The sequence below is a fragment of the Psychromonas arctica genome, assembly GCF_038155225.1.
GTDB lineage: Bacteria > Pseudomonadota > Gammaproteobacteria > Enterobacterales > Psychromonadaceae > Psychromonas > Psychromonas arctica_B.
Genome location: NZ_JBAKBA010000008.1, coordinates 40,961 through 57,753 on the forward strand (window position 1 = coordinate 40,961; position 16,793 = coordinate 57,753).

A 16,793-nucleotide genomic window follows, 5' to 3' on the forward strand; every position below is an offset into this window, starting at 1 on the left:
TTTTGTGTGTAAAGCAAAGCAAAAGAGGAGAGGTCATCGTTATATTGAAATTTTTATCGTTAATAGACGGTCTTCTAACTAGTTAATCGCCGATGGGACGCTTGTCTTTTTTGTTTGTTGTAGAAAGGTCTATGCATTTATTTCATTGCCTAGAATAAATAGCCTTAGTTCTGGATAAGCAAAGCGATACAACACGGCTATTTCCGAGGATTTCTGCGTTAAATTATTTATCAATAATCCGTTATTGCATCAATAATTAGCCTTGAACTACGCAAAACTAACAGCACTGATTAGTGAAAAATATAACTTTATGATTTTAAATGTAATTCCGCTTTCATTAACCAGAATTGAGGTTAAATAGCAAATAATACACAATAAGTATTTTCCTATTTTAGAGAGGGTCAATAGACACTTTGAATAAAAGTAGAGTTAACCTTTATTTTTATATTTACTTTTATATTCGCTTTTATATTTATATATGTACTTAAAGGATATTGATGGATTCAGTCAGTCAAATTGTATTAGGTAGTAGTATTGCTGCGGCTATTGGGCATAAACAACTGGGACGTAGTACACTAGTTATTGGCGCAGTACTTGCCACGTTACCTGACTTAGATATTTTATTACCAGCAACCGATGCCGTTACTCGTTTTACTGAGCATCGTAGTTTTTCTCATTCTTTATTTGTTTTATTTCCTTTCGCATTCATTTGCTTTGCCTTTTTAAAACTCAGCTTTAAAAGAAAATTTACAAAAGTGATTATTTCAAATCAACGTTTATTTTGGTTGTGTTGTTTACCCTTAGTGACTCATCCGATGCTTGATGCATTTACGAGTTACGGTACTCAGTTATTTTGGCCGTTAGCCAGTCATCCAATTTCAATTGCCTCTATTTTTGCGGTTGACCCTCTTTATACATTACCTTTGTTAATTGGCTGCGTATACCTATGGCGAAATGGTGATAATGAAAAGAAAGGTAAAGCGAGACGCATTAACCATATCGGTCTAATATTGAGTAGTGGTTATTTGTTGTTGGGGTTGTTTTTACAAAACCAAGTACAAAAAAAAGTAGAGATCGTCTTGCAAGAAAATAATATTGCGAAGGATAAAATATTCATTTCTCCGCTTTATCCGAATTTTAATTGGTGGGGTGCTATCGTGATAGATAATGGGGTTTATTACAATGTAAAGGTCAATATACTTACAAGTGATTCTACGTTATCGGTAAAACAAGATTTAGGTTATGGCCAGCTTAATGTTTATCCGCCTGCATTAAAGTCTTTAGATTGGTTTACTCATGGATTCATTCGCTTAGAAGAGGTAGAAGGGCAATTGGTTGCAACAGACCTGAGAATGAAAACAGGGCAGTTAGATTATGCTTTTAAATTTGTATTAGCGGAGAGAGATGGCGAACGTTGGGATGCAATATCGCCAATACGGCTATGAATATTCTCGTTAATAAAAGAATAAATAAAGTCGTTAATAAAACTTGAACTGAGTAATACCAATCTAAGTAATTATCTAGTCATTTATGCTTGTTAAAATGAATCCTAGCTTCGTTGTTGATTTTGTAATGAGAATACTAGTTACTGCAATCAACGCCTTGCTATCATCCATTTTCCCTAACGCCTAAATAGACTATTTATCCAGATTAGTATAACAACCAATACTCAAAAAGTGATTTTAACAATTTATAAAAGATAATAAAGCGAGGGTAAATTATATTACTCTCCGCAGTATTTCTATTCATTAAGTTAAATTCGTTAAGTCTTTTTATAAATAGCGACTTTCTAGTTCATGTACTGTGAGTGGTTTATCAAAGTAATAACCTTGCATTTTATTAACACCTAATTCAATACATAAGTTGAGATCGATCTCGGTTTCAATACCTTCGGCAATAATGCCTAATTCTAATGACTGAATCATTACTACTAATCCAGCTAAAAAAGGTTTGGTATTTTCTTTGGGTAAGGCACTTGGCATTAAGCTTTTATCAACTTTAACTGTGTTAATTGGAAAACGATGTAAATGTGAAATAGAGGAGAATCCTGTACCAAAATCATCTAGTGAAAGTTTGCATCCTAAATCACTAATACTTTGAATCATCTTCGTTGTATTTTCTTGTTCGACCAATAAAGCCGTTTCAGTTAACTCAAACTCAATTTGTGAGGCATCAACCCCGTGTTTTATTAAGGTTGATTCTATAGACTCAATTAACCCTTCGTCGGTTAATTGGATTGAGGATAAGTTGATCGACATGGTCAATGTTGAACCTTGTATTTTCTGCCAATAACTCAACTGTTTAACTGCCTCTGTTATAACCCAACGTCCAATTTCTATAATTAACCTAGATTTTTCTGCAATAGGAATAAATATATCCGGCCGTTGACTAATACCTTCTACATCAAAACGTATTAATGCTTCAACACCTGTTATTTTTCCGTTTAATGTGCCAATAACAGGTTGATAGAGTAAGTAAAATTCATTATTTGTTAGGGCACTTCGCAATTGATTTTCGATTAAGAAATTTTCTAAAAACGTTTCTTGCATTTTAGCTTCAAAAAAACAAAACTGGTTACGACCATCACTTTTAGAGCGATACATCGCAATATCTGCGTACTTAAATAGTTCTTTAACGTCAGTGCTATCACTTGGACACAGTGAAATGCCAATACTCGCACCGGAAGTGATGACATGATGTCCAATTTCAAAAGGTTTTTGCAATGATTCTATGATGCGTTTGGCAACAGTGCTCGCTCCAAAAGCTGATTCTAAATTAGTCAGTGTGATGGCAAACTCATCACCGCCTAAACGCGCAAATAACTCGCTACCGCGTAAACAACTGGTAATGCGTTTGGTGACAGCAATTAATAATTGATCACCTATATCATGGCCATAGTTATCATTCACAAATTTAAAATAGTCTAAATCGATCAGTAATAGAGCAAGTTTACTTTTGTCTCTTTGTTGTTTTTTTATTTCATGACATAAAGACTCATCAAAATAATAACGATTAGCTAAACCGGTTAGGTTATCTCGTTCTGCAAGCTCTTTAGTACGTTGATGGCTACGAAGTAGTTCTTGCTCTAAAGAAGCACGTACTTGTGCATTGGCTATTGCTCTTTGTAGCCTAAAGGCATTGATCTCAGTTTTAACCAAGAAGTCTTGTGCTCCTGCGTTAATACTACTAGTGGCTAAGTCATCTTCTTTTGAGGTGCTTGTCATGATAACAACGGTATTCTCTTTAGCAGGCATGTCCTTTAGCTCAATTAAGAGTTCGATGCCGTTACGTTGAGGTAAGTTATAATCGAGTAATACGATATCAAATGCTGTGTGCGCTAATACTTCAAGTGCCCGATCCACCATATCAACTTGTGTAATATTACATAAAATATTACTACGGGTTAATGCTCTTACGATCATTTCTCTATCGATTTTATCGTCATCAACAATGAGTATGTTCATATAGCGCTCATATCCTTAAATCTTAACGTTGAAGTACTGATCATTTTATTCTTCATTTAATTGTACTATTTCAAAATAGCTTTCTAGCATGTTAACGAGACCAGAGAATCTATCCCCGGTCTCTCCTTTGACAAAATACCCAGCAATATGTTTTCCGTAACTTAACGCGATATCTGTCTTTGCTTTTGACGTTGTCAATACGAAAACCACTAAGTCTGATAACTTTGGATCTGCCCGTAATACGTTTAAAAATTCTATGCCACCCATTCTTGGCATTTGTAAATCGAGAATAATGACTAAGGGTTGTATAACTTTATTTTCTTTTAATAAGGTTAATGCTTCAAGACCATCGTAAACACGCACTAAAGGGTTAGTAATATTTTGTTTTTTGAAGCTACGTTTGATTGTCATTGCATCAATATCGTCATCTTCAACGAGTAACAAAGTAATTTCATTTGCATTTTTCACATTAATTAGCCTTTATTGGTTACGATTTCCCAGTTTTTCTTTTTGCTATGGATTCAGTGGCCATAAGATGTTTATTTTCGTGCCTCGTTTTCCATCTGATATAATATTGACACTTCCATGATAATGAACAACGATTCTTTTAATCATAGCAAGTCCCATGCCACTTCCTTCTACTTTGTCCCGCGATTGTAATGTTTGAAACATTTCCATGGCTTTATCATGAAATGCTTCTGGAATCCCTGGACCATCATCTTCTAGTGATACTTCATGAAAATTGTTTTTTATTGCATAGTGGATAGTGATTTGACCCGTTGGTTTATCGTGATGTTTTATCGAATTAGAAATTAAATTTCTTAACACTATTTCAAAGGGGAGTTGTGGAATATTTATGTCAATATTTGGAGCTGTACAACTAAAGTTATCGTTACTTTCCAACAATGAGAGTATGTCTTTTGCTTTTTCTTCTAAATTGACTTTATCATTAGCAACCGTCGTTAGATTTAAACGAGAGTAATCTAATAGGTCATCTAACAATTTGAGCATGCGCTTGCTTCGTTGGCGTAATAAGGCTAAATGTTCTTTAGATTCCTCGGGCAATATATCTTCGCAATCTTCTTCTATCCAACTGCCTAATTGTTCGATGGCATTCAGTGGTGATTTAAGATCGTGTGAAGCGACGTAGGAAAACTGTTCTAAATCGTTATTAGATTTCTCTAAATCAATATTTGATTTTTCTAAGTGTTTAGTTTTATTTTTTAATTCAATTGTCATTTGATCAGCATATTTTAATGCTTGTCTATTTGCTTTTGATAAAAACAAAAACAACACGAGTAAAAATGCGTCAATTATCAAACCACCAATGAGGATGATTGAAGACTGATTTAACGTTGTATCTTCTCTAAAACTTATATTTGATTGAATTGAGAATGTCCAAGTACGTCCATATAATACGGTTTCCATTTTCTTGGAAAAAAGTGGGCTCTCATCCACCTCTATGGCATTATCATTTAAATGATCGTCAAACAGTAAATCTGCCCCATCCCATATTTTAATGCTTACATATCTATTTGTTTCAGCCTGAGTACCTTTCATTAATTTTTCCATAATAAAAGGGGCATAAGTAACACCTTTAATTAATCTACGACGTTCCGCTATGTTGTCAGGTTTGAGCCCATCTTTATAAAATGGAGTGTAAAAAAGGAAGCCAGGCGTTTGTTTATTATCTTGTACCAGAATAATGGGCGCTGTTAACAATGCCTTCCCTGAGTCTCTTGCTTTTTTAATTGATGAGTAGCGATTGCTTTCAAAAGCAATATCAAGGCCAATGGCTTGTTTGTTTGAAGCAAGTGGTTCAACAAAGGTGATTGGCCAATATTCAGGATTGGTATGAGTTGGGTGTACTTTATAATCAGGTCTTTGTTGATATTGTTTTTGTAAATAGTTATCGAACTCATCAGGTTGCACATTATGAATAACCCCAAAGCCGTTAATGCCTGGGTAGTTGATATCTATTTGTAAACTTTTTGAGTAGGTTGACCATTGTTGAGAAGTGATATCTGAATCGACAGCATCAATATAAGCAACGCCTCCCCAGAGGATATTTTCATAAAGTGTCATTCGTTGTTTGATTAAGTTAACTACTTTTTCAGCTTCGCGCTCAAATTGAATCTCAAGCTTTTGTGATTGTTGAAATTGAGAGTAGTACCAAGCACTGAAAGTTAATACCACAGAAAGCAATACGATTAGCCAATGAATTGAATGCATTTTCCCTGCACGAACTAACTTTTCTCTTTTTTCGTTATTTTGTAACCCATCATCCATAAGGGGTCCCTAGAGTTATTTTGTTAATAGCTATTGATGTAAGTGCGTGATGCTAGTTAATTTGATGAAATAAAATAGGTTTCTGATGGTTTTTATGTTGTGTTTTTTAATAAAAAGACAACATAAAAATTTAAAAAATCAACGTTTTTATCATTGTTCTTTATCGTACCTTGAGTATAAATTATTTTATTTTTTATATTTTATTTTACTTTTTATATACTATTAATGAGAATGAAAATATTACCGTCTTTTGCTATGTATAGAGCATTACAAATAATGTTAGCTTAAGGTATTAAAAATAACCACCTATAATGATCTATTTAACACTATTTATTGATTAATTATTTTTTGATTTGATCTTTTTGTGGCTTCGGTTGGTTTTTCATTAAAATTTACTTTGTTAGACCTAATTAATTGAATTTATATGAGAGTTAAGTTTTTATCTTGATAACCGTTTATAACAGGCATAGACGAGAGCTGAAATAAGAAGCTTCCATAGAAAGCAGTGAGTATTTATTACTTTTTAATTATTAACTTCTATTTTAGTTGTAATGGTGCGGTTTCCTTTTCAAAAAAGTTTTGTCTGTTCTGTGAAGACTGGTTTGATTAGAGGTCCTATTGTTAGTGTTGTTGAGTGAAGATTACTTTTTAGTCTTCATCGAGACTAAAAAGTAATTACATTATAAATTTGAAGCTTAAACCTTACATTTTGAACAGTGTAACGTGTTCGTTAAGTTGTGCTGCAAATTGAGCTAGTTCTTCAGTTGCTATTCTAACCTCCTCCGCACCCACTCCTGTTTTATAGGACAATTCTTTTATTTCAATAACTTGTTTTCCAACCTCGGCAGCAACAGAGCTTTGTTCTTCAGCTGCACTAGCGATTTGTGAATTCATATCAATAATTTGATATACCACATTTTTAATATCCGCTAGTGCCTGCTGAACATCTACGGTTTGGGTTACGATAGTATCGGCTTGTTCACGTCCAATTTTCATCGATTCAACAGAGGCTTTGGCACTTCCTTGCACTTTGCTTATTTTGGCTTCAATTTCAGCAGTCGACTTTTGAGTATTTAAAGCTAACGCTCTTACTTCATCTGCTACCACCGAGAACCCTCTACCAAATTCTCCAGCTCGAGCTGCTTCGATAGCTGCGTTTAATGCCAGTAGATTGGTTTGATCTGAAATACCTTTAATAACAGCAAGGATACCTGCAATATCTTCTGTACTTTCTGCAAGTTCGGTAATGATAATAGTCGTTTTGTCTAGATCTTTGGCTAAGCCTTGTACATCATTAGAAGATTGTTCCGCTTTTAATGTTCCTTGATCAACAAGTAAACGAGCTGCTTCAGTTGCATCTGCGGCGACACTTGTATTCCTCGCAACTTCCTCAGAAGTTGCATGCATTTGATTAATTGCTGTCGCAACTTGTTCTGTTGCATGATTTTGTTCTGCAATATTGTTTTTAGTTTGAACTGAGATTAATGCGAGTCCTTCTGAAGCAGCTGTTTGAGAAACGGCGGAATCCGATATTTGTTTCATCATCACTTTCAGTTTTTCAACCATTAATCGCATGGCTAAATAAATCCCTGTTTCTTTACCTGTATTTTTAAATTTTATACTTAAATCACCTTCAGCAATTTGATGAGTTAATACTTCGATATCTTTCGGTTCGCCACCAATAGGACGTAAAATAGAAAGTGTAATTCTCCAACTTAATAAGATGGCTAAAATAATACCGATAGATACCAGTATGATAAGGTTTAAAACCGCTGACTCACCTTGCGCTAATGAGTTTTTAGTAAACTCACTCGCTTTGTTGGCTGCAAAATTTTCAAGTTTTAAAAGACGTTGGTTTAAATCTTGAATATGATTTGCGCCTTTTTCTTTCGTTATTTTAGCTGCTTCAATGCGTTTACCTTCTTTCATTAAGGCAATTACTTCGTTACGAATGGGCCTCCAGTTAATAAAATTTTCTCGAATAATTTTTATTTCAGATTTATTACCTAAAAAACGTTCATTTAATACATCGAAATATTTAAATGTTTGTTTCTCAATTACATCAACGTTAGCTGCTGCTTTATTAATTTGATCTATTGAACTGGCTAACGCAACATCTTTCATTGAGCGATGCATACTAGTTACTGCACCCTCAATCTTAACGATTGCAACACTGACAGAAAATGGATGTTTATAAAGTAGTTGGGTAAAGTTTGACAGAGAATGCATTTGTTTTACTGCAAAAATACTCATAATGATTAAAATAATTATAAGAATGGAAAAAGCACCTGCTAAGCGTTTCCTTAATGACATGTTATCAAGCATAAAGCATCCTTTTGAAGTGAGTCAATTGTAATAAAAAACAAGTTTAGTACTTATTTTACCATTTAAAGGTGAAAATAATACTTAATATTGACTACTTTGTGAGTAGGGGACACCTGGTATTTATATAAATATTATGAATAACCAAAGACTTACTAAATAATTAGACTCTGTAATAACGGTTATTCTATCTTTTAGAGGGCTTTTATATACCCATTACTGTTCAAGGTACTTTGTTCAGTTGTTAGCTTGAACTTCAAATCAACGTACAATATGATGACAATAGATAGTCCTTATCGAAGGTTGTAGATAGAGTTGGTTTCAAGCTAACGACCCAGAGGGTAAGCAGTGAAAAAATATCTTTGTTGTTAGAAGTATTGATTTAACCCGTTAGGTATTTCTTTTTGTGGCTAGAGCCTGCCCACTTGATTACTTGTGAATTTTGCACATTTTGACTCGTAATAGGTATATATAATAGAGAAACTTAATGCACTGTAAGTGGTTGATATTTAATTCTTTATTTTTATTTTTTCCTTTTTATTATACTGTTGTTTATTTTTATCATTGTTTAATGACGAGGCGAAGAAAAATATATTCCTACCTTTTATGATGCTACTTGTATTTAAATGAAACAGAATTAACACTTTTTTCATTTATAACTAATACTTTATTCTAAATATATTCGTCACATAGCGATTACTTGTTAACGTTTTTTCCTCAACCTTATCTGCATCACATTTTTTATTTGTAACCAATAGTAGGGTGTATATTGATGATTTGTTTGTGAAAGTGTATTTTACCAGTAACCTCTTTATTTCCGAGTTAGCTTTGATTATTTAAATTAAAGTTCAAAGTAAGTTATATTTTAGTGTTGATAAAAGAATCTCTACCCTTTTTTAAATTTAAGCAGTGGTACCTTAAGGGGACTATGTGAACGAGTTTTTTATTGCGATTATTATTGTTGGTACTGTGCTATTACTGGCCAGTCTAATGACTACGTTAAAAATCTGCCAAAAGAATGATAGCTCAGCTTGGTACCTTCTTTTTTATTTTATTATTCTATTTATTATTGGTTATTTAGGAATTCTTTATTATTTTCTTTATTTTCAATTAGATCCAATCCTTGTTTCAACCGTTGCTTGTATTCTATTTGGAGGGGGAGGGTTTGTTTATTTAGTAATTAAGCTGAGTTATAGCAGTCTATTAAGTCTTGAAGAAGCAGTGGAAGTACAGCGTTATCAAGCGGAACATGATATTTTGACCGGTTTACCTAATCGTAAAATGTTCTTTAAATCCCTTTCTCATATAATTAGCGAATCAACGCCTTGTTCAGTGTTATTTATTGATTTAAACGACTTTAAACAAGTTAACGATTCATTTGGTCATTATTGTGGAGATCAATTATTAATTGCCACTGCACATGCATTAAAATTTAATCTTAGTGATCATTATTCGTTGTTTCGGCTTGCTGGTGATGAGTTTGCCATACTTTCTACTTATCAAAGTGAAAAGGGGTTACAGCGGTGTATTAATCTCATTAGGAAGTCGGTACAAGCTCCTCTAAAAATAGATAAACAACTGATTAATGTAAATTTTAGTATTGGAGTCAGTCATTATCCACAAGATAGTCTAGATATGTATGAGTTAGTCAAACATGCAGATTTAGCAATGTATGAAGCTAAAAGAACCAATAAAAACTTAGTTTATTACGATGCAGAATTAAGCCAGAGAGAAGGTGAAATTTTGTTAATGACAAATAAAATAAAAGGGGCGATTGAGCAAGATGAATTTTTATTATTTTATCAACCAATGATCTGTACTAAGACGAATAAACAGCATGGTTTAGAAGTCTTGATTCGTTGGCCTCAGCCTGATGGCAGCTTTCTTTCTCCGGATTATTTTATCATGATAGCGGAACGAAGTAGTTTGATTCTATCTGTGACTAAATGGGTTGTGATTGAAGCGGTTAACAATTTAAAAGTATTACAAGCCGCAGGTTTTACAGGTGCGTTACATATCAATTTGTCTGCACAAGATTTAAACAGTCATGAGTTTTATGACTATGTAGCAGAATTGTTTAAAGAAGACGAGTCAATCAGCGATGTGATTGTTTTTGAGATAACAGAAAGCGCTATGATGACGAATATTCAAGGAGCTAAGGAGATGATCATGGCATTAAATGCAATGGGATTTCAATTTAGTATAGATGATTTTGGTACCGGATTTTCTTCACTGTCTCTATTAAGAGAGCTTTCTATTAAACAAATTAAAATTGACCGTTCTTTTGTTGACGGTATGCTAAAACAAAAAGCTGATTATGCGATTGTAAAATCAATCATTTTTTTGGCTAAACAATTAGAGTGTGAGGTTATTGCTGAAGGAATAGAAAACAGAGAAACTGAACAAGAGCTAATAAATTTAGACTGTGATTATTTACAAGGATATTATTACAGTAAACCGATCTCGTTAGAAGACATTAAGTGTAAATATTTAAACTAGAAAGCAAGTTAAAAACGAAATACTATTTAATATTATTAATGGCTTACTACACATAATGGTCAATTTAAATAATATTTTTCATCGCCATTTTTATTGAATGGGTAAGTTACTTACCTATTCCATCTTTCATTATAATACTTTTATAATTATTCCTACTAAATTAATTTCTATTAACAAATTCCAACTAAAAAATATCTTAAAAATGCACTCCATAGCAACATTAATATGTTGTATTGGTTATTGGATTGAGAGGTTAACTTTATTGATATTACCTATTTAATTAACTGTTTCATTGAGTAAATTTATAACAATTTATATGGATATTTATTTAATATCACATAAATGTGAACTATGATGGTTTTTTTGAAAATCTTGTCTAAAATATGTCACGTCACCCTCGAGATTAAGTACTTTTTCTATGAAATATATATAACATATATTTCATTAATTAATTAATTAAAATTTCAAATCAGCGTGTTTGATTTATCGCCTTAAATTATTGTTTATTGGACGATTTAAGTTGGTAAGTTTTTAGTCATGAGCTATTTATACCAAAAGAATTAATAAGGTGAGCATTCTTGCTGGTTAAAATCCTCCCTAACTGCGTTGTGAGTTTTGAAGTGAGAACAACTATCTCCTACAACTCACGCCTTATTAGTGTTAATTTTTCTTGCGCAATCTCTGATCACTTATTTAATTCCATTGGTATTAGAGGAAATATGAAGTTACAAGGTAAAATATTAAATTGGAATGATGATAAAGGTTTTGGTTTTGTTGAGCCTAATGGTGGTGGACAGCGAGCTTTTGTGCATATTAAATCATTTAAGTATGGTTCGAAAAGACCTATTAATGGCGATGTGATTATTTATGAATTAGTAAAAGAAGCTAACAATCGGTTCAAAGCGGTTAAGGTTCAATTTGCTAGTGATGCGAGAGAAGCAAATAAACGTAAAAAGAACTATAACAAAGCTAGCAGTAACAATGTTGTTCGCCATATATTTACTATTATTTTTTGTTTTGCATTATTAGCCTCTGTAGCAATGGGAAAACTGTCTAGTATTATTATTGGTCTTTATGTTGTAATGAGTATCATCACTTATATTGCTTATGCTATTGATAAGTCTTCTGCTCAAAGTGGAAACTGGAGAACGAAAGAAAGCACATTACATCTTTTTGCTTTAGCGGGGGGATGGCCAGGTGCTTTTTGGGCCCAACAACGATTACGCCATAAATCGATAAAGAAAGAATTTCAAATGGGGTTTAGAACAACTGTATTTTTGAATTTATTGGGGTTCTTTTGGTTACACACTGAAAGTGGGTCTCATTTCTTACATATTGTTGTACTACCGTTGTTAAAGTTTTAGGACGAGTTCAATTAAGCTGGAGTAACTGTATTGAAAATTAAATTAGATGATTTAACAAGTAAGGAGATCTTCTCTCTTCTTCAAGAGCATCTTGATGATATGAAAGCAACTTCTCCGCCTGAAAGTGTACATGCACTCAATTTAGAGGCGTTAAAAGATCCTTCTGTTTATTTTTGGAGCATTTGGGATGGGCAAATATTGGCAGGGTGTGGTGCTTTCAAAAAGCTTGATCAACAACATGCTGAAATAAAGTCGATGAGAACCTCAAGCCTTTACAAAAAACAAGGTGTTGCTTCTAAGTTGTTAATTCATATTATTGAGCAAGCAAAACTATGTGGGATCACTCGATTAAGCCTTGAAACAGGATCAATGGATTATTTTTTACCTGCACATAGCTTGTATTTAAAACATGGATTTAGTTTTTGTGCCCCTTTTTCTGACTATGAAGAAGATCCCAATAGTAAATTTATGTTATTAGATTTAGTTAAGGTGTAACCTCATCGCTATTCCTACTTCCAATCTTAACGACTATTAATGCGTAAAAAATGCTTAGAGAGATTCATGTTATGAATAAAATAAAATAGAAATTAAATATTGCAAAAAATGCCGTTGGTTAATGTGTTCTTCATGGATGGCTCAGGAGTTATTAAGTACTTTTGAAGATGAATTAGATGAAGTTTCATTATTACCAGGTGAAGGAGGAATATTTGAAATGTTTGCAAATGGTACGCTTATTTGGTCGCGTAAAGAGACGGGCGGCTTTCCAGAAATTACAGAGTTAAAGCAATTAGTTAGAAATATTATTGCGCCAGAGAAAGATCTTGGATGTATCGATCGTAAAACAGCTAAAAGTCTGATTCAATAAAAGCTTAGCTCAACAATCAAGTTATAGAATTTATTGGAGTCATTATGTCAGTTATCGCTAATACACCTAAACCACCTTATTATGCTGTTATTTTTACTTCTACTCGTACAGAGGAGGATGATGGTTACAATGAAGCAGCCGATAGAATGGTGGAACTTGCTCAGCAACAAACAGGCTTTTTAGGAATTGAATCAGCGAGAGAAAGTATTGGTATAACGGTTTCTTATTGGGCTGATTTAGATTCAATAAAACAATGGAAAGCCAATACTGAGCATATAGAGGCTCAAAAAATGGGACGACAATCTTGGTATGATACTTTTAAAATACGTATTTCAAAGGTAGAGCGGGATTACGGCCAGTTAATTGATGAGCCTCATTAATGGTAGTTAACGCTTTTTGTTGGAAATACCATTAAGTATGTTTATTTAATGAGTTGCTCGTTTACTCATCTTCTTTTTTGTTTAAATCATGAATGACTAAATCTAAAGATTGCATTAATTGTAAGGCTTGATTTGAATCGATACTATTAAATTTACAGCGTATTTTACCGGGTATATCTACTGCTTTTAATTTCAGATCTTGACCTGCTGTTGTTAATTGAATAAGACGTTTTCGTTGATCTTTTTCATCTTTAATTACTGCGAGTAGTGCTTTGTCTGCCATCTTTTTTAAAATTTGAGTCATTGCACTACCATCAATTGCGGTTGTTTCAATAAGCTCTGCAATGGTTATTTTATCTTGATCCCATAATGCCATCATCACTACATATTGTGGGTAAGTTAAGTTAATTTCTGTTAATGGTTCCCGATAGGCGCGGGCAATACTATTTGATGCCATGTATAAACGATGACACAGCTGATGCTTTAGTTTTAGCTGTTCAAATGACATAGCAATTTCCTTCAATTGTTTCTTTTTTATTATATTTATTATTTCAATAACTATTATAACTATAAATTTAATTTGCATGCAAAGTATTTGCAATTGTTATTTATCTTCGTTATTATTATTTTGCATGCAAAATAAATTCGTTATTCAATACAAATTTTGGAGTTCACTATGAATGTATTACAAGAAGTCGCTTACACAGCTAAAGCAACAGCAACTGGTGGCCGTGAAGGTATCGCTAAATCTGATGATGGACGTTTAGATGTTAAACTATCTACACCCAAAAACTTAGGTGGTGATGATGGACAGGGCACAAATCCTGAGCAATTATTTGGTGCTGGTTATGCTGCATGTTTCATTGGTGCACTTAAACATGTTGCAGGTGTTGAGAAAATCGCACTTCCAAGTGATCTGTTCATTAACTCTGAAGTTTCTATTGGTCCAATCGAAGGTGGTTTTGGGATCGAAGTTAAGCTTTCTATCTCACTAGGTGATATGGATAAAGCGGAAGCAGAAGCGTTAGTAGAAAAAGCTGATTTAGTTTGTCCATACTCAAATGCAACACGTGGCAATATTGCTAAAGAACTTATTATTCTTTAATTACGTGTTTCTAATTACTAGGTTGTTTTTAATATACTGGTTAAATACTAAGTATTACTAGCATTTAAAATAACTAAAGTTACAAAATTTAAGGCCTGTAATAGCTCTCTATTACAGGCTTTTTTTATTTGAAATAAATATGATAATTCAGTGAATATAAGCTAATTTATTTGGTTAAATAGAAGAAGATACTTGTTTTTGCTGTACGGTATATTTAACTTGGTACAGAGCCAGTAATGCTAGACAAATAATTAACGCGATACTGGTACTTGTGAGTACACCTTGCCATCCCCAACGTTCATAGAATGGAGCAATGAAGAAAACACCTAAGCTTGCCCCTGTATAATAAAATAAACTATAAAGTGCTTGAGCGCTGCCTTTGCCTTTTTTGGCTGTACGGCTGACTAAGGTGCTGGCTTGGGCGTGACAAAAGAAGAAACCAAAGGCCATCATGATCATGCCAATGATCATTACTGATAGGTGGTGATTACTTAATAGGAAATTAGCTAACAACATAATGCATACACCTGTCGCAACACCTGCTAATTGACCATGCTTTTTAGAGAATTTACCTGCTAATGAAGCACTCATGGTCCCCCCTAAAAAGGTGATGAAAACTAAACTACGCAGTGCACTTGGTAATTGGTATGGCGCTTCTTCGAGTACACTCATTAAGTAACTAAATAAGTTTACAAAGCATCCGAATGCTAATCCAATTACGATATATAACAATAATAATTGAGGGCGTTGTAAATGCTTAGAAAACATATTTAAGCTCGGTTTTAGTTTAAATTGTTGTGCTGTGAAGTGACGTTGTTTAGGAATAATAAAGTAGACTGCCATAAATAAAATAGCAGTAAATGCTGCAATAGCATATCCAGTTGCTTGCCAACTTCCTAATAGGTCAACAGAAGCACCACCAACTAATCTGCTACTGATGCCACCTATGGTATTTGAAGCAATATAAAAGCCTACAGCAGCAGGTAACCAACTCTTTCTCAACTCTTCGCCCAATAAAGGAATAGCTACAGCAGGGCATACAGATAATAAAGCACCTTGTATAAAGCGTAATGATAAGAATAAAGAATAATTCTCAACTAATGGCAATAACAAAGAGACACACAAACCTGCAATCATGCCTTTTAAGAGAATAGGGCGTCGACCTATTGAGTCAGACAGACTAGCAAAAATTAACAATCCTAATCCCATACCTAGTAAAGGGGCTGACATCGTCAGATTAGCGGCTAATAAGCTGATATTAAATTCATGTTGAAGCGTTGGTAATAGTGGTTGTAACCAATAGATGTTAGAGAAAGTGACCACTGAGCAAAGGCAAACTGAAAGTACTAAACGGTTGTAATGTGTTAATTTTTTCATTTCTTCTGATGTATAAAAGGTACTGGATATGGCGATGATAACCACCTATCATCAATAAATATATTATGTTGTTTTTATACAACCTATAAATATAATTTATGGGTTGGCTTGCAGTGAATTTATATATTGGTATCAGTGAATTTATATAGTGGTATCAGTGAATTTTGGGGACGTAAATGGAATTTAGACAACTACAACATTTTGTGACGATTGTTGAAACAGGCAGTATATCTGCAGCTGCTCGGCATTTGTTTTTAGCACAGCCAGCGATCAGTGCCAGTATTAAAAAACTTGAAAGTGAATTAAATATGCCGCTATTACACCGTCGTGAAAGAGGGGTAAGTTTGACCGAAGCGGGACATCTATTTTTACTGCATGCTAAGCAGATACTGCAACAAGCTAAGGATGCAAAGCTGTCCATGCAGGCTATCGAAGGGCTTGATCAAGGAGAGGTTGAGATTGGTGTTCCTCCTATGCTTGGTTCATACTTCTTTCCCCCTTTGATTATGGCTTTTAAACATCAATATCCAGCGTTGGGGATGAATATTATAGATACAGGTACTCGACGTATTAGAAAGAAGTTACTGGATGGTGACTTAGAGCTAGGGGTCGTTGCAGATCATGATTTACCACCTGAATTTGATAGTGGAAAATTAATCCGAGAAGAGATGGTTGTTTGTATGGCAGCTGACCATCCTCTTGCTGAGTTTGAGCAGATTGAGTATGCGGACTTTTTAAAATATGAACTGATATTGTTTGGTAAAGGTTATTACCATCATTCATTGATTGAAAAAATCAGCCAAAAAGAAAAAGAACGTCCAAAGATTGCCTTCACCAGTAATTTATTGCCATTAATTAAATCTATTATTCGTAAAGGTTATGCTATTTCACCTATGTGGAAAGTTAGTATTCAAGACGACGATGAAATTATTACACGTCCTTTTGTTGAACCTTTTTGTATCGATCTTAGTTTAGCTTGGCGCAGAGATAGTTATATGTCTCGTGCTAATCAAGTATTTCGAGATTTTGTTCTTGAAGAAGTTAAAAATGATTAGGCTATGTTTGTATTAATCAAGTAAACATTTTGATAAATAGCAGTGTTAATAATAGATGAAACTAACCTGCCTA

General features: G+C 33.6%; 14 protein-coding genes. 8 read left to right on the forward strand and 6 right to left on the reverse strand.

All coding sequences use genetic code 11. The annotated features are described in order from the left end of the window. Nucleotides 1–497: 497 nt before the first annotated feature. Complete coding sequence (locus tag V6255_RS05085) at nucleotides 498–1,445, forward strand: metal-dependent hydrolase (RefSeq protein ID WP_341627165.1); 948 nt, start codon at nucleotides 498–500, stop codon at nucleotides 1,443–1,445. Nucleotides 1,446–1,772: 327 nt separating this feature from the next. Here V6255_RS05085 and V6255_RS05090 read toward each other — a convergent pair whose 3' ends face one another. The 4 genes from V6255_RS05090 to V6255_RS05105 all read right to left on the reverse strand — a co-directional run bounded on the left by V6255_RS05090 (nucleotide 1,773) and on the right by V6255_RS05105 (nucleotide 8,078). Further along, the gene (locus V6255_RS05090) at nucleotides 1,773–3,464 is read right to left on the reverse strand and encodes a putative bifunctional diguanylate cyclase/phosphodiesterase (protein WP_341627166.1); all 1,692 of its coding nucleotides are present in this window, start codon (nucleotides 3,462–3,464) and stop codon (nucleotides 1,773–1,775) included. 45 nt (nucleotides 3,465–3,509) lie between these two features. After that, nucleotides 3,510–3,932, reverse strand: coding sequence for a response regulator (locus V6255_RS05095; RefSeq protein ID WP_341627167.1), 423 nt, complete (start codon nucleotides 3,930–3,932; stop codon nucleotides 3,510–3,512). Between the two features lie 45 nt (nucleotides 3,933–3,977). After that, nucleotides 3,978–5,753 (reverse strand): CHASE domain-containing protein, encoded by a 1,776-nt coding sequence (locus tag V6255_RS05100; RefSeq protein WP_341627168.1) that lies wholly within the window; start codon nucleotides 5,751–5,753, stop codon nucleotides 3,978–3,980. 702 nt (nucleotides 5,754–6,455) lie between these two features. After that, nucleotides 6,456–8,078, reverse strand: a complete 1,623-nt coding sequence (locus V6255_RS05105) for a methyl-accepting chemotaxis protein (RefSeq protein ID WP_341627169.1) — start codon at nucleotides 8,076–8,078, stop codon at nucleotides 6,456–6,458. A 927-nt stretch (nucleotides 8,079–9,005) separates the two neighbouring features. On the opposite strand from V6255_RS05105, the gene V6255_RS05110 reads away from it, so the two are divergent. The 5 genes from V6255_RS05110 to V6255_RS05130 all read left to right on the forward strand — a co-directional run bounded on the left by V6255_RS05110 (nucleotide 9,006) and on the right by V6255_RS05130 (nucleotide 13,183). Further along, entirely contained in the window at nucleotides 9,006–10,574 is a 1,569-nt protein-coding gene (locus V6255_RS05110) for a putative bifunctional diguanylate cyclase/phosphodiesterase (protein WP_341627170.1), read from the forward strand. A gap of 719 nt (nucleotides 10,575–11,293) precedes the next feature. Further along, a complete protein-coding gene (locus V6255_RS05115) occupies nucleotides 11,294–11,938 on the forward strand; it encodes a cold shock and DUF1294 domain-containing protein (protein ID WP_341627171.1) in 645 nt (214 codons plus the stop codon). Nucleotides 11,939–11,968: 30 nt separating this feature from the next. After that, on the forward strand, nucleotides 11,969–12,433 hold the full coding sequence (locus V6255_RS05120; protein WP_341627172.1) for a GNAT family N-acetyltransferase: 465 nt from the start codon (nucleotides 11,969–11,971) through the stop codon (nucleotides 12,431–12,433). 91 nt (nucleotides 12,434–12,524) lie between these two features. Further along, nucleotides 12,525–12,803 (forward strand): SelT/SelW/SelH family protein, encoded by a 279-nt coding sequence (locus V6255_RS05125; protein WP_425355907.1) that lies wholly within the window; start codon nucleotides 12,525–12,527, stop codon nucleotides 12,801–12,803. Nucleotides 12,804–12,847: 44 nt separating this feature from the next. Continuing rightward, on the forward strand, nucleotides 12,848–13,183 hold the full coding sequence (locus V6255_RS05130; RefSeq protein ID WP_341627173.1) for an antibiotic biosynthesis monooxygenase: 336 nt from the start codon (nucleotides 12,848–12,850) through the stop codon (nucleotides 13,181–13,183). 61 nt (nucleotides 13,184–13,244) lie between these two features. On the opposite strand, the gene V6255_RS05135 is transcribed toward V6255_RS05130, so the two are convergent. After that, the gene (locus tag V6255_RS05135) at nucleotides 13,245–13,691 is read right to left on the reverse strand and encodes a MarR family winged helix-turn-helix transcriptional regulator (RefSeq protein ID WP_341627174.1); all 447 of its coding nucleotides are present in this window, start codon (nucleotides 13,689–13,691) and stop codon (nucleotides 13,245–13,247) included. A gap of 168 nt (nucleotides 13,692–13,859) precedes the next feature. Here V6255_RS05135 and V6255_RS05140 point away from each other — a divergent pair, with 168 nt between their 5' ends. Continuing rightward, entirely contained in the window at nucleotides 13,860–14,288 is a 429-nt protein-coding gene (locus V6255_RS05140; RefSeq protein ID WP_341627175.1) for an organic hydroperoxide resistance protein, read from the forward strand. Nucleotides 14,289–14,462: 174 nt separating this feature from the next. Here V6255_RS05140 and V6255_RS05145 read toward each other — a convergent pair whose 3' ends face one another. Then, a complete protein-coding gene (locus V6255_RS05145; protein ID WP_341627176.1) occupies nucleotides 14,463–15,665 on the reverse strand; it encodes an MFS transporter in 1,203 nt (400 codons plus the stop codon). Nucleotides 15,666–15,841: 176 nt separating this feature from the next. On the opposite strand from V6255_RS05145, the gene V6255_RS05150 reads away from it, so the two are divergent. After that, on the forward strand, nucleotides 15,842–16,720 hold the full coding sequence (locus V6255_RS05150) for a LysR family transcriptional regulator (RefSeq protein WP_341627177.1): 879 nt from the start codon (nucleotides 15,842–15,844) through the stop codon (nucleotides 16,718–16,720). Nucleotides 16,721–16,793 lie beyond the last annotated feature (73 nt).